The following is a 22,919-nucleotide window of genomic DNA, read 5'->3' as shown; positions in this document are numbered from 1 at the left end:
ATGAGGACACCTACACTATTAAATGCAACCGTGTGCATAAACTCTGTTGTATGAGAAAATACTAAAAGAAGGAGAAGAAGATGTGTAAAAGAATGAAAAGCTTTGCCGTGCTTGTGGCGTTGCTTGCTCTTATCTCGGCACCCTTTGTTATGGCTGGAGGTCAGCAGGATTCGTCCGCTCCTGCCGGTGATTCAGGGCAGGTGGTGGTTACCATTGCCGCCGGTGCCGTCGGCCAGGAACTTGAATTGACCAAACAGGCGGCGGCCGAATACACAAAGATGCACCCCGATGTTTTGGTTAAGGTGCTTGATACTCCTGATCTTTCCGACGATCGTCTCGGTCTCTATCTACAATTTTTCGAAAGCCAAAGTCCCGAGGTCGATCTTTATCAGGTTGATGTAATATGGCCCGGAGATATGGCCGAACACTTTGAAGACCTCTACCAGTATCCCGGCATGAAAGAGGATGCTGCAAAACACTTTGCTCCTATTGTTCAAAACAATACCGTTGATGGAAAACTGGTGGCCATGCCCTGGTTTACCGATGCAGGTTTGCTCTATTACCGTACCGATCTCCTTGAGAAATACGGGTTCGACGGACCTCCCGCTACCTGGAAAGAGCTTGAAACCATGGCACAAACGATCCAGGACGGAGAACGGGCCGCAGGAAATGCGGATTTCTGGGGCTATGTCTGGCAGGGAAACAGCTACGAAGGCCTTACCTGCGATGCCATCGAATGGCTTGCTTCCAACGGCGGCGGTACCATCGTCAGCCCTGACAAGAAAATAACTATCAATAACGGGAAGGCTATCGCAGCCCTCAATATGGCAAAGGGATGGGTCGGTACCATCAGCCCGAAGGGCGTTCTTTCCTTTGGTGAGGAGGATGCGAGAAACGTATGGCAGGCGGGAAACGCCGCATTTATGCGCAACTGGCCCTATGCCTACAATCTGAGTACCTCGGATGAGAGTGCGGTCCAGGGGAAATTCGCCGCTGCTCCGCTTCCTGCCGGAGACTCCGGGAAAGGGGCTGCAGCCCTTGGCGGATGGCAGCTTGCGCTTTCCAAGTACAGCAACAATAAAAAGGTTGCGGCGGAAGTGCTTCGCTATATGGCCGGATACGACGTGCAGAAAATGAGGGCCATTGAGGGCTCTTTCAACCCGACCATCAAGTCCTTGTATCAGGACAAAGATGTTCTTGACGCTACACCCATATTCGGAACCCTCTACGATGTCTTTATCAATACTACCCCGCGTCCCTCGACGGCAACGGCACCACGGTACAGTGAAACGTCGAAGATCTTTTTTACCAACGTTCACGATGTTCTCAGTGGAAAAAAAGATGCTGCCACAGCGGTTCGTGCGATGGAGCTTGACTTGAAGGATCTTCTCGATTACCCGACCGGATCTCCCGAATAAGTGACAAATCGCCTATAATGAAAGCGGGCCAGAGAAATTTCTCCGGCCCGCCCTTTTGCAGAAAGGAGAGTAAGGTATGCAGACCACGTCAAAGAGTCTGGTCAAATCCGAGGCCCGGCTTGCCTATCTGCTTCTTGTTCCTTCATTTATCATCTTAATTATGATTGCGTTCTATCCTCTGGGCAGCGTATTTGTAAACAGCGTGACAAATAAACGCTTTGCCAGTAGTCAGAAGACGGAATTCGTCGGATTGAAAAACTACAAGAAACTCCTTAGTTTCAAGGTGATGGGGCTCCCTCCGGTGATTGATGATGCAACGGGAAAGCAGAAGATCGATCCTGAAACAGGCGATGTCGTCTGGGAAAGCCCCCTCGACGTTTTGCCTACGGAACCGGTACGGTACAAAGAACTATCTCAATTCAGTTTTATGGGCACCCAATACGTTATCGGCGCCACCGATCCGGATTTCCTTCAAGCCGTCGGTGATACCGTTGGATTTACCATCCTTTCGGTCTTTATCGAGACGGTTTTGGGGCTTGCGGTAGCCTTGGTCCTCAATTCGGCTTTTAGAGGAAGGGGCTTCATGAGAATGGTCATGCTGATCCCCTGGGCCATCCCCACCGCCGTTTCGTCCAGAATGTGGGAATGGATGTTTGCCTCGAACAGAACGGGATTCTTCAACATTCTTCTTGATAAATTCGGAGTAGGCAGCGGCCAGTTTGCTTTTCTGGTGGAATCGTCGAGTCAGCTTTGGGTCATGATCGCCATTGATGTGTGGAAAACAACCCCTTTTATGGCCCTGCTTATCCTTGCTGGCTTACAGATGATTCCCCGTCAGATCTATGAAGCAGCATATGTGGACGGGGCCAATAAACTGCGACAGTTTTGGTCCATGACCCTCCCAATGCTCAGAGCGACCCTTGCTGTTGCGCTTGTGTTTCGGACCCTGGATGCCTTACGGGTCTTCGATGTATTTCAGATCGTCTTCGGCGCAAACCGGTATTCGATGGCGAGTTTTGCCTATTATCAGTTGGTAGATAATAAACTGATGGGCTACTCATCTGCTTCCAGTGTCGTCATATTCCTTCTGATATTTATCTTTGACTTTATTTACATAAAAATGATAGGGGGGGTGGACAGTGATGCATAAGCCGTATTCCGGAAGGCCGCTTCTTCGTATTCTTTTCTGGATTCTCATCGTTTACATCTTCATTCATATGACATTTCCTTTCCTCTGGGCGATTAATTCCAGTCTCAAAAGTGAGGGGCAGCTCCAAATGACCCCAGGCACCATGGTTCCCAGAGATCCCACTACAATGAAGGTCTCCCTCTATGTGCGAAACTATGCCGCGGTTTTTCGAAACAAAACCTTTATGCGGGGGATCCTGAACTCATTTGTCGTCGCGGGGTCGGTGACCCTCCTTTCCCTCTTGTTTGGTTCCTTTGCCGCCTTTGCCATGGGAAAGCTGCGATACCGAGGGAAGACTCCCTCGATGTATATCATCCTCTCGATGACGATGTTTCCGCAGGTCTCTGTCCTTACTGGCTTGTATGCGGTGATTCGCGTTCTCGGTATTCCTGCCACCCTTAGCATGATTCTTACCTATATGCTGATGACGCTTCCGTTTACGATCTGGGTCTTGACCAGCTTCTTTCGCGGTTTGCCGACCTCCCTGCTTCAGGCCGCTCAGATAGACGGAGCAACACCGTTTCAGAGCTTTTACCAGATTCTTCTTCCCCTGACAGCCCCCGCTCTGGTTACCACCGGGCTGCTTGCCTTCATCCAGGCCTGGAACGAGTATCTTTTCGCCTTAACCTTTACCTCGATTCAGCCGTCGGCAAGGACCGTACCTGTAGCGATTGCCCTTTTTACCGGAGAGGTCTCCAAGCAAGAGCCCTTCGGTGAGATTATGGCCGCGGCGGTTATCGTAACGGTTCCACTCCTTGTTCTTGTCATGATTTTTCAGCGGAAGATCATAGCAGGGCTTGTTCAAGGCGCCGTCAAATATTAGCTATGAACCATGGCTGCTGTTTTGCGGGAAGTGATGACGTTCCGCAGAACAGCAGCTAAGCGTTTTCGTGAAGGACCCTGGCGGTAAAGAGATAATCACCAGGATTCGGAACATTAACTAAAAAAGCTCATTTCCCGTATGTTTTGCGTCGGAATAGGCGCTTCCCGTCTCGGAAAGGGCCTCGAGAAGGGGAGGGAGGATTGCCGGACTTGCTACCAGACAATCCAGCAGGGCCGGTTGCTGCGCGGTTCCTCCGTGATGCCAATGTACCGCAAAGCCCCCTGCTTCCTTGACAATAAGACTCCCCGCCGCAATGTCCCAGCTCCTTATTTTGAGCTCCCAATAGGCATCGTAAACCCCTTCGGCAACAAGACAAAGATCGTAGGCAGCCGCCCCGAGCCTTCTTATGCCCCTTACCTTTGTGGACATATCGGCGAGGTAGTCGATGTTGTTTTCACTGCTCGTAGCCCTGTCGTAGGGCACTCCCGTGGCCATGAGCGTTTCGTTCAATATCCGTCGTTTTGACACCCTGATTGGGATACCGTTCTTCAATGCCCCCTCCCCTGCCACTGCGCTGTAGAGGTCATCCAGCATAGGTGCGTACACAACGCCGAGCATCGGCACCCCTTGGAAGGTAAGCGCGACGGAAACGCAGAAGATCGGATGATGGTGGACATAGTTGGTGGTTCCGTCGAGAGGGTCGATGATCCACTGCCATTGCGATCCGCACACCGTCGAACCCTCTTCTTCTCCCAGAATATCATGGTCGGGAAAACGGGAGGTGATCACAGACCGGATGATCTGTTCGCTTTTCTTATCAGCTTCGGTGACCATATCGACACTTGTCGATTTTCGGTCCACCCGGAAACCTTCAATTAAAAGTCTTTTCTGCAGTTCGCCGGCTTTTTGTGCCGCCTCTGTTGCAACTTCCAAAGCCCCATCGGGTAGTGTTTGCTGTTTCATACCGATATAGTAGCGTAGCATCCCTTCTTGCAATAGCCTTTTGGTTTCCAATCATCCAAAAAAGTGGCGAAAATGGGCCATTGTTACTATACTTAACGTATGGAAAAGATATGCGTATATCTTGTTGATGATCACCCGGCCGTTCGTGACGGTGTCCGCTCGGCCTTGCTTCGCAGCGGCTTTATTTCCATAGTGGGTGAGGCCGATGACGCATACCGGCTCTTTATGGATCTTGAGACGGTGCGCCCGGAGGTGATTTTGCTCGATATTGGTCTTCCCGACGGATCGGGAATCGATTTGATCGAGAAAATCAGAATGAAGCTGCCTCATGTCAGGATTTTGATGCTGAGCATGTACAATCGGATTGATTATATTGTTGAGTCGCTTAGGAACGGGGCCCGGGGCTTTGTGACAAAGGAGACATCTCCTTCGCGGATAGCCGAAGCCATTGAACGGGTTCATACCGGTGAATATTTCTTCGACGGAACGGTCCTCGATGCTATCGTTGGAAAGTTACTGGAAAATTCCTATAACATCATGGATGTCAGCGATAGTGCTTATGCAACACTTACCGCTCGCGAGCAGGAAATCATGCGCCTCCTTGCTCAGGGGAATTCCGTTCGTAAGGTGGCTCAAATGCTTTTTATCAGCAAGAAGACGGTGGAAAACCACCGTACAAGTATTTTCAAGAAGCTCAATATCAATAATTCGGTTGAGCTTGTGCACTATGCAACGAGGATTGGGCTCATTGATATCGATTGATTCTAGGACTTTCCCCTATACGATTGTGACTAATCCCAGTTTTAGGCTGATTATTGCTATGGTATAGTATATATAGATAAAGTGAATGGTAGAAAAACAAAGAAGAAAGGTTGATGGAAAAAAGCGGTAAGCAAAAAATGTCTATCATTCCAGGTTAAGGAGAGAGGCGGAACCCTCGTAGGCCTCTCTCCTTTTTTTATTCATGGTTATGATTTCTTTCAAATTCCGCCGCTTTCTGGCTGAGGAGTGCCAACCCTGCCGAAAGGTCTTCATAGCGAATGAAGACGTCTTCCGGAAGGGAGAGCCTTGTGGGGGTAAAATTCCAAATGGAAATAATTCCGGCGGCAACCATCTGTTCGGCAACAAGCTGTGCTTCGGAAGCCGGAGTGGTGATAATTCCGATCTTGAGCCTCTTTTCTTTTGCAATGAGGGGCAGAACATCCATCCCTTTGATCTCTAATCCCCCGATTACACTTCCTATTTTTTGGGGATCCTTGTCCAGCAAAAGGGTGATCTTCATGCCGTATTGAGCAAAACCAGGAAACTGTGCAAGGGCCTTTCCAAGGTTTCCTGCCCCGACCAATGCCACACTTCTCGAGTGCTCAAGTCCTAGATACCTTTCAAGATCTTTTCGCAAGGTAAGAACATGAAAGCCTACACTCGGCCTTCCTTTTGCTTTGAAACAGAGTAAATCCTTCCTAACCTGGGCTCCAGGAACCCCTGCTTTTCGGCCTATCTCAGAGGAGGATATGTACGACGATTCCTGCTCGGCCGCATGCTTCAAAATGCGGTAATATACGGGAAGCCTTTCCAGTGACGGACGTGAAAGCTGAATTGAAATAGTTGTGCTCCTCTTTCAGAGTCTTTCCATGAGAAAACTTCAGTTATTGTAACTCACTCCGGTCCCCTGTCAAGCTTATTCAACATTGTAGGTTTGTAAATTCTCCTTGAGACCGGGATCCTCTTGCAGAGCATACTGCTTGGAAGTAGACTGTTGATTATGAAGAAGGTTTATGTTTCCAGAGCAATCTCGGATAAAGGGATCGAGCTGCTGCGACGGCAGTGCGATGTTCGTGTACAGGCTGCGGACAGACCGGCCACAAGGGAAGAGCTCCTGGAGGGAGCCGACTGGGCCGACGGTTTGCTTTCGATGTTATGCGACAAGATAGATGAAGAGGTACTTTCCGCAGGAGGCGGACTGAAGGCGGTGGCCAATTATGCGGTCGGTTACGACAACATCGATCTTGCCGCTGCAGGTCGCCTTGGTGTCGGGGTAAGCAATACTCCAGATGTCCTTACACATGCGACAGCTGAGATGGCTTGGGCTCTACTTTTTGCGGTAGCCCGTCAGGTCGTCCCTTCCGACCGCTTGATGCGTAGCGGCCGGTGGCAGGGATGGGCCCCCATGGAATTTGTCGGCTGTGATGTTACCGGAAAGACGCTCGGTATTATCGGTGCCGGCCGGATCGGTACAGCAATGGGATTGATGAGCAGCGGCTTCGGTATGAAGGTGATCTACTGGAACCGAAGTGCATCCCCCCGACTTGAAGAGGGCGTGGGAGCACAGCGTGTTGAGCTTGATCAGCTGATTGAGGAATCGGATTTCATCTCGCTGCATCTTCCCCTGAACGATACTTCCCGGCATTTGATCGGGAAACCTCAGTTTGAGGCGATGAAACCGACATCATGTCTTATCAATACCGGCAGGGGAGCATTGATAGATGAAGCCGCTTTGGTAGATGCTTTGCGCAAAGGAAAGATTGCCGGTGCCGGGCTTGATGTATATGAGTTTGAGCCTGCAATGAGCAAGGGGCTTGCGGATCTCGATAACGTGGTGATCACGACCCACACGGGTTCGGCAACAAGCGGCTCACGTGGAGACATGGCGGTAATGGCTGCGGAAAACCTTATCGCAATGCTCGACGGCAGAGCTGGTGCCCAGTGTCTTAATGCCAAGGTGTTTCGTCATGGTTAATATATGAGAAAGAAAGACTTGACAGAACTTGCCCCCTTCTGATATAAATCCGACAATTTGGATAACAAAAGGAGGGAGTATGGTTCTTCATATGTTGCCTGTGGGCGCGGGTCTTCCCTCCGACGGCTTTCCTTTTCTTTTATAGAGAAAAGGAAAGCTTTTTTTTGTCCGTAATAAAGGAGGAACGATGAAGGACAAGATCATTGGAGTAAGGGAACAGCCTGAGCTGCGGCGGTGGATTCCGCTGAGCTTTCAGCATGTTTTTGCAATGTTCGGGGCAACGGTTCTTGTGCCGCTTTTGACGGGCCTGAGTCCTTCGACGGCACTTTTTACCTCAGGAATAGGTACACTTTTGTATATCCTGATTACCGGGGGACGAGTCCCTGCATACCTCGGCTCCTCTTTTGCCTTTATTCCGCCGATTGTCGCGATCTCGGGAAGCTTTGGAATGGAATATGCTCTTGGAGCAGCCTTTTGCGTGGGAATATTCTATCTCATTGTCGCCTTTATTATCAGTAAGGCCGGAACCGGTTGGATAGACCGTCTTCTGCCGCCGGTTGTGATTGGGACAGTCATCATGGTAATCGGCCTCAATCTTGCACCGACGGCGATGGACATGGCCATGAATGGTCCTGATGGCAGCTACAGCTTTGCATCGGTGACCATTGCCGTGGTCACCCTCAGCATTGCGGTGGTTTCCCTCCTTGTGCTGAAGGGGTTTTTTACCGTCATTCCGATTCTGATTGCCTTTTTCGGTGGCTATCTCTTTACTTTGGTTGCCGGCTCAATCTGGCCCGCTTTTTCCTGGATCGATTTTTCTTCGGTAAAGGAAGCCGCCTGGTTCGGCTTTACAGCCCCAAAGATTCCGAAATTCTCCGCCGTTCCCATTATCACCTTTTTGCTTGTCAGCCTTGCGACCATCGCCGAGCACCTCGGAGATACCATGGTGACCAGTAAGGTAGTAGGAAAAGACTTTCTGAAGGATCCCGGTATTCACCGAACCCTCGCGGGTGACGGTGCTGCAACAGCCCTTGCCGCCCTTTTCGGCGGGCCCCCCAATACGACCTACGGGGAGAATATCGGTGTCATGGCCATCACCAGGGTCTACAGCGTCTGGGTCATCGGGGGGGCAGCGGTGATTGCGATCATCCTCTCTTTCATCACCAAGGTCGGGGCTATCATCAATACGGTTCCTGTTCCGGTAATGGGCGGCATCTCGATGATGCTTTTCGGAATCATTGCCAGTGCAGGTATCCGCACTGTCGTGGAAAGTGGCGTTGATTACACCTGTAAAAGGAATCTTACCATCAGTTCGGTGATCTTGGTGATCGGAATCGGCGGCGGAAGGATTTTCTTTCCCCTGAGCGAAAGCCTTCATTTTGAACTAAGCGGCGTTGCCCTCGCCACCCTCGTCGGCATCGTGCTGAATTTGATTCTCCCGAAAACGATTGACAGCCCGAAAGAGGAGTAGAGGATATTCCAGCGTGAGGCTCTGCATGCTATACTTTCCTCGGTCAGCGGAAAAAAGCACATTTCACAGCGACAGGAGGTTGCTTCATGAGCACAGTGAGTCTCGGAATTGATTGTAGTACCCAGAGTATGACAGGAGTGGCAGTCGATGCGGAGAGTGGTTCCGTTGTCTGGAAGAAGAGCCTGTCATACCAGTCCGATTCCCGTCTCGGTGGTTTCGGCCTGGAACATGATACATTTGTGGTTCCTCCGAGGGTTGAAGGAGAGGCGGACCAACCACCGAAGCTTTTCCTCGCCGCCCTTGACGCCCTTTTATCCGATATGAAAGAAGAGGGCATTGTCAGGCCCGATTCCGTGGCTGCCATTAATGTTTCCGGGCAGCAACATGGCCATGTGTATCTGAAAAGCGGTGCACAAAAATCCTTTTCGACCTTACGAGAAAAGGGGATCGGTGCGGAAGCCGGGGACCTGGTACATCGACTGGCCGATATTTTTTCCTACAAGGCGGCTCCGATTTGGAAGACGAGCGATACAGCGGCTCAGTCAGAGGCCATTCGAACCGGGGTGGGTGGAAAGCAGCGCATGATCGAGCTTTCCGGCAGCGACAGCCCTTTGCGTTTTTCCGGAGCGGTTATGAGGAGGGTCGCCCAGCGGTATCCCGATGTATGGGAAAAGACCGAAACGGTACTCCTCATCAGTTCCTTTATCCCTGCGGTTCTCGTTGGCAACAGTAGGGTCGGTACCGATTTTGGAAACGGTTGTGGTACCAGTTTACTTGATTATCAGCGACGTTCCTGGTCGCCTGAGTTGATTGATGCTGCATCGGCATCCCTGCCGGGAGGTTCCGAGGCGTTCCGTGCAAAACTTACCGATGTCGTTGCCCCTGATGCCGTTGTCGGCTCGGTAGCTGCCTATTTCGTCGAGCGCTACGGGCTTTCGCCCGATTGTATTGTTGCGGCAGGCAGCGGTGATAATCCGCAGACAAAGGTTCTGGTCGACGGTGATCTCTTGAGCCTCGGCACCAGCTTTGTTTTCATGGTCGCGGCTTCGACCTCAGGCGATGGCCGGGTTGCCATGGACCAGGCGGGATACGCCAATGCCATGTACGACGGACTTGGAAGACCCTTCCTTTTCGGCTGCCGAACCAACGGGGCCCTTGTCTGGGACCGGGTTCGCATGATGCACGGTTTGAAGAAAGATGAATACGCTCCTGCCGATGATCTCTTGCCCTCGATACCCGTTGGAAAATACCTTCTCATCTGGCAGCCGGATGCCGAATCTTTCCCTGCTGGCGGTGCAATAGTCGATCCAGTCCGAAATACGGGACAGGCGGCCTCCCTTGAGGCGGATTATGCCGGTATTATCGATACCACTCTTACGATCATCGAACATTATTCACGCAGTTTCTCCCGTGATACCGATGAGCCCTTATACGTGACAGGAGGCCCTGCAGGGGCAGCTGGAGTGGTTTCCCGCATTGCAGCGGTCTGGAACCGACCGGTGGTCACCATCGGCAGATTGGGGGCCGGGCTTGGAGCCGCTGTTGCTGGGGTTTCTGCACTTTCATCCCTTCGACGGGGACTTCCTTCTGCCGATGAGCTTGCAGCTGCCGTCCTACCCAGAGGGGAAGTGGTAAGGCCTGAGGCGGAGATGGTACGGGCCCTGCATGGTGAGTCGGGGTTTGCTCGTCGGGTGATTGGGCGTTACGAATCGGTCTTGCAGGGATTTTCTGCTTAGCTTCTCGGCTCTGTCGTCTATCGGGACGTTCCTTCGTCGATGAACCGATGAAGGACGTCTTTTCCCGGTTCGAAAGCGAAGTTTGACTATGCCGTTATCCCCTTTGTGAATCTGCCTGAATCTCCTGTCTGGTTTCCGTGATCCAAGAAAAGTTGTGATGATTTCTGTATTCTTTACCTGTTTTGTCGAATTGATCCCAGAGCGCTATCAGTCTTGCAAAAAGTTCCCGGCTTCTTCTGCAATACTCGAGAAGGTCCTCTCTGTCTAGGGTATCGGTCTCCATTTCGGCAAGCTCTCGCACCGATTCGATAAAAGGATGATGGGGGTGGTCGTCGGGAACCTTTACCTCTTTGGGCTCGCTTCGATCGAGTTTTGGTCTTCTGGCAACAACGCGGATGCGCTTTACCCTTGCAGGTCGAGAAGGCTGATTACTTTCCTCTTGCTTGGCCTCATCTGGAAGATCCTCACTCGAAAAACTTTCATGGGCAACACTATTTCCACCTGTATAATGATTCTGTCCCCGAGAGACCCAGCTCATGAGCATACCGTACTCTTCACTCTTGCCCTTGCCGGTAAAATCTTGTTTTAGCGAGAGAAGTCGGCTGCATACGGGGCATTCATCCCGTACACACTCATAGTCTTGGGGAAAGAGGTTCATGAACCGGGAAAAAAGTGGATAAAATTTCTCTTTTTCTCCTTCCTCAAGATCCCATTCCTTATGTTCATCCCGTTTCGATCCCATCCTCACCGCAAGAAGATATTTTTTTTCTTCTGTTGAGAGTATCTTCAGTCGATTTGCAATACTTACAATATGTAAAAGCTCTCGGGGGGCAAAAAAGTCAATTAGCTTCTTCATTTCAAGTAGCTCCAAAATCTCGCGAAACGTGGAAATCGATTGTATCGAAAGAAAAGCGTCTATTCAAGGGCGGTCGAAAAATTGATTCGAAAGCCTGTACCAGGTGTGTCTAATTCCTCAATCGTTCCTTTCAGCTGTTCGGTGAGATTTCGGATAAGCAGGAGGCCTAAACCTGTTGTTTCTGTTCCTTTCTGTTGTTCTTTATTGTTCATTCCTATTCCATTGTCCTTGACCGTCAATGTATAAGAAAGTTTCTCGCGCTCTTTGAGTGTAATCTCGATTCGGCCGTGACGATCCTTCGGGAAGGCATGTTTTAGACTGTTGGAAATGAGCTCCGCCGTGAGAAGGGCCAGCGGCGTTGCAACCTCGGGTCTGAGAAAGACCTCTGTAGCCGTGATGTGGTAGCTGACATGATCTGTTTGTCGGTAAATATCGAAAAGAGCGTCACACAGGCGATTAAAATATTGTGTCATATCGATTCGGCTCAAATTTTCCGATAGATATAACTGTTCATGAACCAGTGCCATAGATTGCACTTGCATCTGCGTATCGAGGTAGAGCCTGTAATCATTATCATTTTCAAAATAGTTGCTTTGAAGACTCAAAAGACTGCTGATGATCTGTAAATTGTTTTTAACACGATGATGAATTTCTTTCAGCAAAACCTCTTTTTCCGCCAAAGACTTTCGCAGAAGATTTTCATGTTCCTTTCTCGTCGTAATATCCCTGATGATACCAACCGATCCGAAGCCCCCTTCAAGCATCGTATTTGAGAACCCTACGGCACTAACCTCCCCATAGGCTATTACGGCACCTATCATCTGCTTCTGACGATCAGGGAGGTGTGGTCCGGGGATGACCCTCACCTCGAGTCCTGCTGTCTTGCGTTCTCCGGTCCGCCGTTCGTCAAAGAGCTTGGGGGCTCCCACATCGCCGGTCTTTTTCCCTGTATATCGGGGAAGCACCGTCTCTCTGCTTACCCTTGGGATATCGGCGGGATCAAGGATGCTGGAAAAATGTTTACCGAGTAATTCGTAGGGTTCATATCCGATGGCACGGACGGCATCATTGACAAAATTGAACATCCCCCTGTCGTCGAGTGAGTAGATGATATCGGGAAGCGCCTGGACCAAATCCAGGTAACGCCGCTCGGTTGCCTGGAGATGGATGTTGTGCCGGTCCATGCTCTCTTTGTAATTAAGAATTTTTCGAATCCTGTGGGGAAGAGTCGTAAGATACGTCCCTTCTTTATCGCGTATCAAAAAATCACTGGTTTCGTTCGAAACCATCTCATCAACCATATTGTGATCTATGAAATCAAACAACAAAATGAAAGGCTGGGGCCAAAGGATGAGCCAATCGGCAAAGCCTCCATTCTGGAATTTCAAATCGGTAACGATGATATCCACATCATGAGTTTTGCTGAGCTCTTCCACATTGGAAACCGATTCAGGAAAAAGAAGGGTATAGGGAAGATTATCCTTTTTAATTAACTGGTGAAATGCCTCTTGCTCGGCTCTGTCCGCCACAGCGAACATGATGACATGCCGTCGCCTCTCGCTATCAGGGTGTCTGCTCATACCTGCGGTATCGTATCACCATTTTATTTTTCTAGCCACCCCGTGCTCCTTGACAATAGGCAATAGGACAGCGTAAAGTATGTATTGTGCAACCGTGTGCAAAGGGGTGGAAATGGGATGAATCATCATTTGTTCGGCATAGATGCCTGGGTTTTACGCGAAGAATCTTTCGACAGGGACACGATTGCCGCAAAAGAGACCCTTTTTGCCCTTGGCAACGGCTATCTCGGCATTCGGGGCTGTCATGAAGAGCTGGATGCCTCATGGTGGCGGGGCAGCTATGTCAACGGCTTTTATGAAAGCCGCCCCATTGTCTATGGTGAAAGGGCCTATGGTTTTGCCGATCGCTATCAGACTATTCTCAATTGTAGTGATGCCACGCTTTTCACGCTGAATCTACATGGGGAATCCTTTTCCCCGGCGAGCTCACATATCGATACCTATAGCCGGGAGCTTGATCTTCGCACCGGGATCCTGAAGCGGAACCTGATGTGGTCGCCTTCCTCCGTCCCCGGTACGAAGGTGAAGATAGAAAGCCGTCGTCTCGTGCCCTACCAGCCTCGTCATCTCATGCTGATTTCCTATAGGGTAACCCTGATCGAGGGCGGGGGTGATTTTTCCCTTCGCCACGAACTCTCCGGTGATGTTTCCAATCTCGCCGCCGGTGACGACCCCCGTACCGGTTCTCATATTATGCCGGGAGATTTTGGGATCGAGTCTGTTCGCCAGGAAGAAAACCGTACCGTGCTCAATCATTTTACGAAGATGAGCGGCCTTCGTATGTGTGTCGTTGCGGATCGCTCCCTTTCCTGTTCTGCCGGTGAAACGGGTTACGAACTATGGCGGAAAGAACGTAACAGCAGTGGTATTGTCGGGGCTCAGGCGAATATGAAGGCGGGCGATTGGCTGGAGATGGTTGTTTGTGCAGGGTGGTATCACGGCGCGGCCGGAGAGGAGCAACAGTTGGAGTCCAAAGCCATTTCGCACGTTTCCGAGGCTCTTTCCTGTGGCTTCGATGCGGCCGCGGACAAACAGAAAGAACTTCTTGATCACTTTTGGGAAGATGCCGATCTCTTGGTTGAACATGCTCCGGAGGTGCAGCAGAGTATCCGGTTCAACCTCTTTCATCTGCTGCAGGGAGCCGGAAGGGAAGGGGGAACCTCGCTCCCTGCAAAAGGACTCACCGGCGAGGGATATGAAGGACATTTTTTCTGGGACACGGAGATCTATGCGCTTCCCTTTTTCCTCTATACCCGCCCGGAGATTGCCCGGGACCTTCTTGAATACCGCTACCGTATCCTGCCTCATGCCCGAGGCAGGGCAGCCCAGCTCGGCTATCCCGGGGCTCTTTATCCCTGGCGAACCATCAACGGAAACGAGGCCTCTGCCTTTTTTCCCGCAGGCACCGCTCAGTATCACATTAATGCCGATATCGCCTATGCAGTGGTAAAGTACCTTGATGTAAGCGGTGACGAGAGCTTTCTGGCTCATGGAGTAGAGATTCTCCTCGAGACCGCCCGTTTCTGGTACGGTTTCGGAGACTTCATCCCCTCCCGCGGCGGTGCTTTCTGTATCAACTGCGTTACCGGACCCGATGAATATACTGCACTGGTAGATAATAACTACTATACCAACCTCATGGCCCGAGAGAATCTTCGAAGTGCGGTTCGTTTCCTCGATCTCTTGAAAAAGCGACAGCCGGAGGCATGGAAAGGCCTTGTCGACTCCATCGGCCTTGATCCCGGAGAGCCCGAGGCGTGGCTTACGGCCGCGGATGCCATGTACCTTCCCTACAACGAAGAGCTCGGTGTTACCCCCCAGGACGACACCTTTCTCTCCAAAGCTCGATGGGAGCGGGCCTCCATCCCCAGCGAGCGACGTCCCCTGCTCCTTCATTACCACCCCCTTACCATCTACCGCTACCAGATCCTTAAACAGGCGGACCTTGTCCTTGCCCAGATGCTGTTGGGGCGCTACTTCTCCCATGCCCAGAAAAAACGCGACTTCGACTATTACGATCCCCTGACCACCGCCGACTCCTCCCTCAGTCCCTGCATCCAAGGGGTGATGGCCGCCCGGCTCGGCTACGATGAGGAAAGTTACCGACATTTCACACGCAGCGTGAGGATGGACCTGGACGATGTCAACGGCAATGTCCGGGACGGCATCCACGCCGCCGCCATGGCCGGATCATGGATCAGCCTTGTTTACGGCTTTGCCGGACTGGAAGATTACGACGGCATGCTTAGATTTGCTCCCGCCCTGCCGGCAGCCTGGAGCCGTCTTTCTTTTTCCCTGAGAAAGGGCCATTCGGCCCTCGAGGTCAGCATCGGACATGAAGAGGTCTCCTACCGGATCAAGCGGGGAGAGGCGCTGACCATTTTTCATGAAGGACGCAGACATAAGATTTTTCCCGGCGCTCCCCTGGTGATAAGCATGAGACCAGAGCTTGAAGCGGTGATCTTCGACCTCGACGGCGTTATCACCGATTCGGCCGAATATCATTACCTCGCCTGGAAGCAACTCTGCGACGAGCTTGAGATTCCCTTTGACCGGCAGTTCAACAACAATCTCAAAGGGGTAGGCAGAATGGCAAGCCTTGAGCTACTTCTCGCCCGCGGTACGCGCAGCTACAGCCCTGAGGAAAAGGCCTCCTTCGCCGCCAGAAAAAACGAATACTACAAAAAACTGATTGCCCGTATTACCCCGGACGATCTGCTTCCCGGGATTGATGCCCTTCTTTCGGCGTTACATGAGGCAGGCATTCGTACCGCCCTTGCTTCGGCAAGCAGAAATGCAAGTGCTATTCTCGGCTACCTGGGGATCTCCGACCGCTTTGATGTGGTAACCGATCCCGGCGCTCTTAAGAAGGGCAAACCCGATCCGGAACAATTCTTCCTTGCCGCCGAGCTCTTGGGGGTTCCCTACCGCAACTGTATTGGCATAGAGGACGCTCAGGCCGGTATCGACGCCATAAACGCCGCCGGAATGCTCTCCGTCGGTATCGGTGGCTATCTCGAGGGGGCCGCCTTGCGTCTTTCTTCCACCGCAGAGCTTTCACTGGAGCGTCTTCGGGAGGCCTTCTTTCGACGGTGACCTTTTTTTAGTGTTCCGAATCCTGGTGGTCTGCATGCCCTTTTCCCTGTAACAGACTCGATTTAGTGCCGATACTCGCTTTTTTCTATGCTTTGTCCTCCAGGTGGCTGCGGGAAAAGGAGTTATGTTCCTCCAATCACCAGGATTCGGAACAGTAGGTATTTTTTTGAGGGGGGCAGCCGCCCCCTCGCTGCAAAGCCGCTTTCTCCGTCCGCCTCTTCCGGCTTCGTCCCCTCCGCCGGGGCGGCCGGGCGGCTTTTCCGCTCCCCCCGGGAACGACTATGCAGAAAGGATGAATTTCGAGCGTATCGTATGAAGCGTCGTCTCGTCGATTCCGATTGCTTTGAGATAGGGAACCGCACCGCCGTAGCGTTTTTCCAGAAATTCTAGAACAAGCTGCATGTTGTAGTAGTTTGATCCCGATATGTCGCTCGTGAAATCTCGGATATAGCTATGACTCACCTCATAATCGGCGATGATGTCTTCCTTCGGAACATCGGCAATGCTCAGTAAAAACATGCTTATGATGCCGGTGCGGTCCTTTCCCGCGGCACAATGATAGATCGCCGTTCCTGCATTGGCGAGGATGTTGAGGGTTTTTGCTATCTCTTCCTGTCCGAAGGTAAGAATTTGGCGATACATTCGATGGAGGGTACGTGTATCGACGACAGAAGAGTTTACATTGATATCTTTTACTTCAACACGGCCCATTAAGGAGATGTGATGATATAATGCGCCTTCCGGAATTCTATCGGGAGAGAGCTCTCTTTCCTCTTCATAGCGTAAATCGATTATGGTGTCGATGTGTGCCTTTTGTAGCACCTTCAGGTCCTCTTCCGTTGCATGATGGAGATGTGTGGAACGGAAAAATATTCCGTATCGGGTTGCCCCCCCGTTTTTACACGGATAGCCTCCCAAATCTCGAAAGTTCGCCACTCCTTGCAGGTTCCATCGCCGTAATGCTTTCATATGTTTATCCTTTTGCTCTCTTTTTCTATTATGGGGAGGGGATCTCGCGATGTTTCTGCTGATCCAAAGAAAAAGAAAAAATCCTGTAATTCTGTCTCCATCATTGCATGGTGTGCATGATATCTTCTTGCCTCTTCCAATTGAGGCGTTCTGTCATACGGGACCCGTTTGAGTGTAAGCACTCCATGTTCGATACATGCATAATGTGCCGATTTATCGGGATCGTCCGGGCGGCGGTATGATACACTGCCTGGATTTATCCATTCCATCCCGGTTGCCAGTTGATGCCTGCATTGTCTGTGTGAATGTCCGAAAATCATTCTTTTTCGCTCCGCATTCCAATATTTCTTGGGCGTATGAGATTTCCAGTAAAGCTCAAACTGGTGTGGGGTTTCTATGCAGCCGTAGGCCTCATCGTACTGATGTTGCATAAGGTAGTGCCAACCGTCGGCCTCAAAGAAACGGTGGAGGGGCAAAGCGGATAGATATGAAATATCCTGATTCGATAACCTTTCACAGTTATAGTGCACCCATTTATACATCGCGGGAGCAATGTTGCGGAATCCATGTTCATGATATGTTTTAACGACATGGCGATCGTGATTCCCCTGTACAATCATGGAATTCTCTTTTTTTTGTCGTAATGTCGATATGACCTCTTTCGGTGCTATCCCGTAATCGACAAGATCTCCCGCACAACATAGTTGATCATACGCTTTTTCCGCCGAAAGAATCGTCTCAAGCGCCCAGATATTACTGTGTATATCTGAGACGACAAGCAACTTCATACAACAGCTCCTTTTTAAACGGGGTATGGGAACAGGGCTTTGCCGGTAAACTGCGGTGATGATAAACATATCAAAATGGTATGTCAATCGATTGATATAATAAATATATTTACCGCTTGACATATGGATAATATGGCGTATACTGACGAAAAATGAGAAAAATGTTAGAAAACGGTTAATAAAGTATTAATTGACATCGATATACCTGATGTTACGTGTAGTTTTGTTGTGGATATGGAAAGCATTTTGCTTTTTATATGTCAAGCGGTTGACTTTTTTATTTTTTATAGAGGAGAGTGTTTTATGAAAAAAGCGGTTCTTGTCCTGCTTGTGCTTCTTCTTCCTTTGGCTTCGGTCGTTGCGGAAGGTAAGCAAGAGTCGTCTGCTGCAGGTGATACGGCGCAGATCAAGGTGTGGGTCAGCAGTGGTGCAGAGGATGATATCTACAGGCGCATGTTCGACAACATGGAATCGGCATTGGGTATCGTCATTAATGATGAGTATTATCCGAAGGATGAGCTTGATAGTAAACTGAAGATGGCTCCCGTTGTCGGGGATGCTCCTGACATGGTCGTTGTTGACTATCTTCAGATCCCATCCTACTACGAGGCCGGATTAATAGCATCTCTTGACGGACGAATACCCGATACGCTGAAAAACGATTTGATTCCCTCGGTGATAGCGGAATCCACCTATGATGGGAAATTCATTACCACTGCGCAGTTTGATGCAGGGATGGCGATGTGGGCGAACAAGAGCATGCTGGAACATGCAGGAATCAGAATACCCACAAGTTACAAGGATGCATGGGACAGAAAAGAGTTCGAGGATGCCCTGGCAAGGCTGAAGGCAGATGGAGTACCGTATCCGATCTATATTCGGCAGAACAAGCCTTCTTCCCTGTATTTTATGTATTTGCCGGTTGTAGCAAGCTTTGGCGGTGATTTCATCAATCGTGATACCATGCTGACGGAAGGGACCCTGGATAGCCCGGAAACCATCGCTGCCTATGATTATATCTCATGGCTTATCGACAAGGGCTATATGAATGGCGCTTGTGACTATGAGAATGGTTTTTACGGAAGAAAAGAAAGTGCAATAGCCCTGCTTGGACATTGGAAGTACAAGGACCATGTGACAAATCTCGGTGATGATGCCATCCTGGTGCCAATCCCCGATTTCGGTAATGGGGTCTATACATGTTCCGGTTCAACGGTCTGGGCAATGACGACTTCGGCAAGCGAAAACGGTACTGCAGATGTGGTATGGAAGGTAATTGAAAAGAGCCTTGATCCTGAAAACATCAACCTGGTAACGGGCTTCAACGGGGCTATTCCCTCGAGAAAATCGGTTATGAACGGCAACCCTGAACTTCAAAAAGGTGGACGCCTTTATTTGTACCGTGAACAGTTGGAAGCCGGTATATCTGTTCTCAGGCCTTTAACCCCTGCTCATATGACGATCTATAGTGCAGTACAGTCGGCTACAGCCGATATTATAGCCGGTTCAGATGCTGCGACGACCTTACACAACACGGCTGTGTCCATAGATGAAATCATCAAAGATAACGGTTGGAATAAATAAGCGATTGTCTTAACCAATACGGGGGCATACAGTTTCGTATGCCCTCCTTTCTTGCACTTCGGAGTATCTTTACCATGAATAGAAGAAGCATTTCGTTGAGAAGAAGTCATCACATTCGTGACGGGCAAACAGCAACGGCCTGGCTGTTTTGTGCGCCTGCACTGCTTTCGGTTTTTTTGTTTTACCTTATCCCTTTTTGTCTCTCGATTGCGTATTCCTTTACAAATAAGATGCTTGTTCCGCGGATAGGACGATCGACAGAGTTTGTTGGGGTGGGAAACTATCTGAAAATTTTTTCAAACGATATCGCGGCAAAGGCTTTCGTCAATACCGGTCTCTACGCGCTTATGGTCGTACCCGCCATTATGGTAATTGGTACCATCTTAGCCGTGTTCGTAAACAGGCAGGTAAAGGGAGTGAAAACCTTCCGGGCGATTTACTTTAGCCCGCAGGTCGTGACAATGACCGTCGTGGCGGTTGTTTGGTCTTTTATTTTTTCGCCGGGAGAGAGCGGGCTTCTTAATTCTTTTTTAGGATTGATAGGAATACCACCTCAGAGCTGGCTTCAGAACTCGAATCAGGCCCTGTTCTGTATTGCCGTTATGTACATATGGCAATCCTTAGGTCTACAGATGATAATAATCCTGGGGGGGCTGCAGTATATTCCGGAAGAGCTTTACGAAGCAGGTCGTCTGGACGGTTGCAGCATTGTTCAGAAATTTCTTTACATCACCGTGCCTCTGCTGAAAAACACCCTGGTCTATGTCCTTATTTCCACGACCATCAATACCCTGAAGCTTTTCACCCAGGTCTATGTTTTGACGAACGGTGGTCCAAACCATTCAACAACTTCAGTTGTGTATCTGCTGTATAAAGCCGGTTTTATCAATAGTCAGCTGGGCTATTCTTCGGCCATTGCCGTTGTGTTTTTCCTGATTGTGCTGATCATTTCGCTGATCCAGAATTATGCTATGAGCGAGAAGTAATATTATGATATCAATATCCATACGTCGAAAACATATATCTGTCGCATGTTTGTATCTTGCCTACATAGTGGTCGCATGCCTGTTTGTGCTTCCTATGCTTTACATGTTTGTCTCTTCCGTAAAAACGGATGCCCAGATTGTAGAAGATATGTCGACCTTCAGGGCCTTTATTCCTTCCGGCCATATCTCCGCAGAAAACTACTCGGCAATAATCGGAAAGGTGAATTTCTTCAAGTTTTTTAAGAACTCCGTGGTTGTTGCCATTCTGAATGTTTCGTTGGTTACCATTCTCAATGCAATGATGGGATATGCCTTGGGCTTGCTTAGCTTCAAGGGAAAGAAGTTTATGATTTCTTTTATTATTGCGCTTGCAATCATTCCCACCGAATCTGTTATCATCAACCGTTTTATGGTTGCGCTTCATTTGCACATGCTTAACAGCTACGCAGGGCTTGCATTACCAACTGTCGGCTATCCCATGTTTATTTTTTTGTATTATAACCATTTTAAGGGGATGCCGAGGGAGTTGCTCGAGGCCGCTATCGTTGATGGTGAAACCTATAACGGTATATTCTGGAAAATCATGCTCCCATTGTCGAAACCGGTCATCTCCACGGTTGCCATTATGGGATTTATTCGATCCTGGGGCGATCTGCTATGGCCGACTCTTGTTACCCGGGATGAAACATATAGAACCCTTCCCCTGGCTTTACGTGCGTTGTCCACCGATGTCTATATCTTCTGGGGACAAATTTTTGCCTTCGCATCACTTATGACGCTGCCGGTCCTTATCATATTTATATTGTTCCAAAAGCAATTCATTCAGTCCCTGGCAATGACTGGTATCAAAGGTTAGCCATGCGAATCAAATATCTCGGAACAGGAGCTGCCGAGGGTTTTCCCGGGCTTTTTTGCGAATGTGCGGCTTGCAGGAAGGCAAGGGACCGGCGGGGAAAAAACCTGAAGATGAGAAGTTGTACGTTATTGAACGACTCTGTCCTCATCGACATATCTCCCGACATTTTTGCACAAAGCCTCTCCTTCGGCATTCGCATGTCGAAGATTAAGGCAATTGTCTGTACCCATTCACATGAAGATCACTTGGACCTTTTTTCCCTGATGTTAAGGTGCCGGACCGGATCCTCCCATCTCCCCGATATACCCCCTTCTCAAAATCACATCCATGTCTACGGGAGCAGTGCAATTATCGGAAAAATAGAACATGCCTTTTCCTCCCAGCCTCATGCCGATAGAAACATTCTTATTTTTCATGAACTGAAAGCCTACCGGCCCTATCTGATCGAGGGCCTGGAATTTACTCCGCTGCCGGCACAGCATATCCCCGACGAAGAGTGCTTCCTCTATTGCGTCCGGGAAGGAAAACACTCCTTACTCTACGCCAATGATACCGGTGCCCCAACCGAAGATTTTTTTTCCGGGGTCGAACGCTTGCCTCACCCCTTTAGCGTCGTAAGCCTCGATTGCGCCCGGGGAACGCTCGATGGCGATGGACATATGGGGATCAAGGAAGTTCGGTCGCTCTGCGGAAGGTTAAAAAAAATGGGAAAAATCGTTCCCGCTTCCCGAATCTACCTCAACCATTTTTCTCATATGTGCGGTATGATACATGATGAGTTTCAGGACTTGATAGCTGAAGAAGGCCTGAGGCTTACCTACGATGGCTTGACCCTTGAGGTCTCTGATGATGGCTTTTTCACTAGGAGCATGTAAGTGGCTACGATCAAGGATGTTGCGGAGCGTGCCGGTATTACCGTTACCACTGTTTCTCGGGTCCTAAACAACAGAGGATATATAAGCGACAAGACCAGAAAAAAAGTCTATCAGGCGATGAAAGAGTTGGATTATCGTCCCAACGCGATTGCCCGTGCTCTGGCACAGAATCAGACCAACTCGATCGGTATTATTGTACCCTCTCTGTTGCATCCCTTTTTTGCCGTGAGTATTAATTACTTTGAGTTGTATGCGGCACAGCATGGCTTCAAGATAATGATCTGCAATTCTCAGCGGAATATCGAAAAAGAAATGGAATACTTCGATATGCTGAGATCAAATAAGGTTGCCGGAATTATCTTATGTACACGAAGTGGAGAGGTTGAAAAATACCTCGGCTACTCTTTTCCGGTAGTGACCTTTGAGCGATCTATTTCCAATCAGATTCCTGCTGTTCTCTGCGATAATTACCTCGGAGGGGTTCTGGCAACCAAACATCTCCTGGAATCGGGCTGTACCCATCCGGCAATGCTTAACGGCAGCCTGCATGTCCGTCTTCCCGCCGATGACAGAGCAAAGGCTTTCATCGACATATGTAATGCGGCGAACGTTCATCCTCTGATATTTACGACGAATGAGGAACAGTTTGATAATCGTCGCTATAGGCCCGAGATAGATACCCTGATTGAAGAAAATCCGGAGATAGACGGTATCTTTGCATCAAGTGACGTCATTGCTGCACAGGCTATTCAGGCCTGTTACAAGAAGGGGATTCGTATTCCCGAGGATGTGAAACTTGTTGGTTTCGACGACATAGAAATAGCAACCCTGACCACTCCAACGCTCACTACCATCCGCCAGCCCATAGAACTGATGTGTAAATATGCAATCGAGATCATTCTTCAGAAAATGAAAGGGGAGGTCGTCCCGATTCGAACGGTCCTGCCGGTTACATTGGTGCGGCGGGAATCCTCCGAAACCACTCCGTGATT

At 49.8% G+C, this 22,919-nt stretch carries 19 protein-coding genes; 13 read left to right on the top strand and 6 right to left on the bottom strand.

Annotation, left to right across the window (positions count from 1 at the left end; genetic code table 11):
* Window positions 1–80 precede the first annotated feature (80 nt).
* From SPIRS_RS18415 to SPIRS_RS18405, 3 genes are all read left to right on the top strand, one after another.
* The gene (locus SPIRS_RS18415) at window positions 81–1,418 is read left to right on the top strand and encodes an ABC transporter substrate-binding protein (protein ID WP_013256195.1); all 1,338 of its coding nucleotides are present in this window, start codon (window positions 81–83) and stop codon (window positions 1,416–1,418) included.
* 76 nt (window positions 1,419–1,494) lie between these two features.
* The gene (locus SPIRS_RS18410; RefSeq protein WP_013256194.1) at window positions 1,495–2,568 is read left to right on the top strand and encodes a carbohydrate ABC transporter permease; all 1,074 of its coding nucleotides are present in this window, start codon (window positions 1,495–1,497) and stop codon (window positions 2,566–2,568) included.
* Window positions 2,561–3,430: a carbohydrate ABC transporter permease gene (locus SPIRS_RS18405; protein WP_041866131.1), complete on the top strand. Its 870-nt coding sequence runs from the start codon at window positions 2,561–2,563 to the stop codon at window positions 3,428–3,430. Before SPIRS_RS18410 ends, SPIRS_RS18405 begins: the two co-directional genes overlap by 8 nt.
* Window positions 3,431–3,547: 117 nt before the next feature.
* On the opposite strand, the gene SPIRS_RS18400 is transcribed toward SPIRS_RS18405, so the two are convergent.
* Window positions 3,548–4,393 (bottom strand): inositol monophosphatase family protein, encoded by an 846-nt coding sequence (locus tag SPIRS_RS18400; protein ID WP_041866425.1) that lies wholly within the window; start codon window positions 4,391–4,393, stop codon window positions 3,548–3,550.
* Window positions 4,394–4,492: 99 nt separating this feature from the next.
* Between SPIRS_RS18400 and SPIRS_RS18395 the strand changes: the two genes are divergently transcribed.
* Window positions 4,493–5,155, top strand: coding sequence for a response regulator (locus tag SPIRS_RS18395; RefSeq protein ID WP_013256191.1), 663 nt, complete (start codon window positions 4,493–4,495; stop codon window positions 5,153–5,155).
* 196 nt (window positions 5,156–5,351) lie between these two features.
* Here SPIRS_RS18395 and SPIRS_RS18390 read toward each other — a convergent pair whose 3' ends face one another.
* Window positions 5,352–5,990, bottom strand: coding sequence for a redox-sensing transcriptional repressor Rex (locus SPIRS_RS18390; protein ID WP_083771509.1), 639 nt, complete (start codon window positions 5,988–5,990; stop codon window positions 5,352–5,354).
* Window positions 5,991–6,155: 165 nt separating this feature from the next.
* Between SPIRS_RS18390 and SPIRS_RS18385 the strand changes: the two genes are divergently transcribed.
* The 3 genes from SPIRS_RS18385 to SPIRS_RS18375 all read left to right on the top strand — a co-directional run bounded on the left by SPIRS_RS18385 (window position 6,156) and on the right by SPIRS_RS18375 (window position 10,337).
* Window positions 6,156–7,130, top strand: a complete 975-nt coding sequence (locus SPIRS_RS18385; protein ID WP_013256189.1) for a 2-hydroxyacid dehydrogenase — start codon at window positions 6,156–6,158, stop codon at window positions 7,128–7,130.
* Between the two features lie 187 nt (window positions 7,131–7,317).
* Window positions 7,318–8,601, top strand: coding sequence for a solute carrier family 23 protein (locus tag SPIRS_RS18380; protein ID WP_013256188.1), 1,284 nt, complete (start codon window positions 7,318–7,320; stop codon window positions 8,599–8,601).
* Between the two features lie 86 nt (window positions 8,602–8,687).
* The gene (locus tag SPIRS_RS18375) at window positions 8,688–10,337 is read left to right on the top strand and encodes an FGGY family carbohydrate kinase (RefSeq protein ID WP_013256187.1); all 1,650 of its coding nucleotides are present in this window, start codon (window positions 8,688–8,690) and stop codon (window positions 10,335–10,337) included.
* A 94-nt stretch (window positions 10,338–10,431) separates the two neighbouring features.
* Here SPIRS_RS18375 and SPIRS_RS18370 read toward each other — a convergent pair whose 3' ends face one another.
* Complete coding sequence (locus tag SPIRS_RS18370; protein WP_013256186.1) at window positions 10,432–11,193, bottom strand: hypothetical protein; 762 nt, start codon at window positions 11,191–11,193, stop codon at window positions 10,432–10,434.
* A gap of 59 nt (window positions 11,194–11,252) precedes the next feature.
* Window positions 11,253–12,773: a sensor histidine kinase gene (locus SPIRS_RS18365; RefSeq protein ID WP_013256185.1), complete on the bottom strand. Its 1,521-nt coding sequence runs from the start codon at window positions 12,771–12,773 to the stop codon at window positions 11,253–11,255.
* Window positions 12,774–12,890: 117 nt separating this feature from the next.
* Between SPIRS_RS18365 and pgmB the strand changes: the two genes are divergently transcribed.
* Window positions 12,891–15,869: a beta-phosphoglucomutase gene (gene pgmB / locus SPIRS_RS18360; protein WP_013256184.1), complete on the top strand. Its 2,979-nt coding sequence runs from the start codon at window positions 12,891–12,893 to the stop codon at window positions 15,867–15,869.
* Window positions 15,870–16,148: 279 nt separating this feature from the next.
* On the opposite strand, the gene SPIRS_RS18355 is transcribed toward pgmB, so the two are convergent.
* Entirely contained in the window at window positions 16,149–16,838 is a 690-nt protein-coding gene (locus tag SPIRS_RS18355) for a tyrosine-protein phosphatase (protein WP_013256183.1), read from the bottom strand.
* The gene (locus tag SPIRS_RS18350) at window positions 16,835–17,626 is read right to left on the bottom strand and encodes a metallophosphoesterase family protein (RefSeq protein WP_013256182.1); all 792 of its coding nucleotides are present in this window, start codon (window positions 17,624–17,626) and stop codon (window positions 16,835–16,837) included. The genes SPIRS_RS18355 and SPIRS_RS18350 overlap by 4 nt, the downstream gene beginning before the upstream one ends.
* Window positions 17,627–17,929: 303 nt before the next feature.
* Between SPIRS_RS18350 and SPIRS_RS18345 the strand changes: the two genes are divergently transcribed.
* From SPIRS_RS18345 to SPIRS_RS18325, 5 genes are all read left to right on the top strand, one after another.
* Window positions 17,930–19,210 (top strand): sugar ABC transporter substrate-binding protein, encoded by a 1,281-nt coding sequence (locus SPIRS_RS18345; protein WP_013256181.1) that lies wholly within the window; start codon window positions 17,930–17,932, stop codon window positions 19,208–19,210.
* A gap of 74 nt (window positions 19,211–19,284) precedes the next feature.
* Window positions 19,285–20,196 (top strand): carbohydrate ABC transporter permease, encoded by a 912-nt coding sequence (locus SPIRS_RS18340; protein WP_245537623.1) that lies wholly within the window; start codon window positions 19,285–19,287, stop codon window positions 20,194–20,196.
* A 94-nt stretch (window positions 20,197–20,290) separates the two neighbouring features.
* The gene (locus SPIRS_RS18335) at window positions 20,291–21,052 is read left to right on the top strand and encodes a carbohydrate ABC transporter permease (RefSeq protein ID WP_245537622.1); all 762 of its coding nucleotides are present in this window, start codon (window positions 20,291–20,293) and stop codon (window positions 21,050–21,052) included.
* A gap of 2 nt (window positions 21,053–21,054) precedes the next feature.
* On the top strand, window positions 21,055–21,927 hold the full coding sequence (locus SPIRS_RS18330; protein ID WP_013256178.1) for an MBL fold metallo-hydrolase: 873 nt from the start codon (window positions 21,055–21,057) through the stop codon (window positions 21,925–21,927).
* A complete protein-coding gene (locus tag SPIRS_RS18325) occupies window positions 21,928–22,917 on the top strand; it encodes a LacI family DNA-binding transcriptional regulator (RefSeq protein ID WP_013256177.1) in 990 nt (329 codons plus the stop codon).
* The last annotated feature ends 2 nt before the right edge of the window (window positions 22,918–22,919 follow it).

Origin of the sequence: Sediminispirochaeta smaragdinae DSM 11293 (assembly GCF_000143985.1) — a bacterium.
GTDB lineage: Bacteria > Spirochaetota > Spirochaetia > DSM-16054 > Sediminispirochaetaceae > Sediminispirochaeta > Sediminispirochaeta smaragdinae.
The sequence above is the reverse complement of the archived record's forward strand: the minus strand, read 5'-3'. Positions and strand labels throughout refer to the sequence as shown.

Bases quoted from the DNA above. Each gene is read 5' to 3' on its own strand.
- SPIRS_RS18345 (WP_013256181.1), top strand. From the start codon at position 17,930: ATGAAAAAAGCGGTTCTTGTCCTGCTTGTGCTTCTTCTTCCTTTGGCT.
- SPIRS_RS18330 (WP_013256178.1), top strand. From the start codon at position 21,055: ATGCGAATCAAATATCTCGGAACAGGAGCTGCCGAGGGTTTTCCCGGG.
- SPIRS_RS18380 (WP_013256188.1), top strand. From the start codon at position 7,318: ATGAAGGACAAGATCATTGGAGTAAGGGAACAGCCTGAGCTGCGGCGG.
- SPIRS_RS18400 (WP_041866425.1), bottom strand. From the start codon at position 4,393: ATGAAACAGCAAACACTACCCGATGGGGCTTTGGAAGTTGCAACAGAG.
- SPIRS_RS18395 (WP_013256191.1), top strand. From the start codon at position 4,493: ATGGAAAAGATATGCGTATATCTTGTTGATGATCACCCGGCCGTTCGT.
- SPIRS_RS18335 (WP_245537622.1), top strand. From the start codon at position 20,291: ATGCTTTACATGTTTGTCTCTTCCGTAAAAACGGATGCCCAGATTGTA.
- pgmB (WP_013256184.1), top strand. From the start codon at position 12,891: ATGAATCATCATTTGTTCGGCATAGATGCCTGGGTTTTACGCGAAGAA.
- SPIRS_RS18350 (WP_013256182.1), bottom strand. From the start codon at position 17,626: ATGAAGTTGCTTGTCGTCTCAGATATACACAGTAATATCTGGGCGCTT.
- SPIRS_RS18375 (WP_013256187.1), top strand. From the start codon at position 8,688: ATGAGCACAGTGAGTCTCGGAATTGATTGTAGTACCCAGAGTATGACA.
- SPIRS_RS18415 (WP_013256195.1), top strand. From the start codon at position 81: ATGTGTAAAAGAATGAAAAGCTTTGCCGTGCTTGTGGCGTTGCTTGCT.
- SPIRS_RS18410 (WP_013256194.1), top strand. From the start codon at position 1,495: ATGCAGACCACGTCAAAGAGTCTGGTCAAATCCGAGGCCCGGCTTGCC.
- SPIRS_RS18405 (WP_041866131.1), top strand. From the start codon at position 2,561: ATGCATAAGCCGTATTCCGGAAGGCCGCTTCTTCGTATTCTTTTCTGG.
- SPIRS_RS18340 (WP_245537623.1), top strand. From the start codon at position 19,285: ATGAATAGAAGAAGCATTTCGTTGAGAAGAAGTCATCACATTCGTGAC.
- SPIRS_RS18355 (WP_013256183.1), bottom strand. From the start codon at position 16,838: ATGAAAGCATTACGGCGATGGAACCTGCAAGGAGTGGCGAACTTTCGA.
- SPIRS_RS18385 (WP_013256189.1), top strand. From the start codon at position 6,156: ATGAAGAAGGTTTATGTTTCCAGAGCAATCTCGGATAAAGGGATCGAG.
- SPIRS_RS18365 (WP_013256185.1), bottom strand. From the start codon at position 12,773: ATGAGCAGACACCCTGATAGCGAGAGGCGACGGCATGTCATCATGTTC.
- SPIRS_RS18370 (WP_013256186.1), bottom strand. From the start codon at position 11,193: ATGAAGAAGCTAATTGACTTTTTTGCCCCCCGAGAGCTTTTACATATT.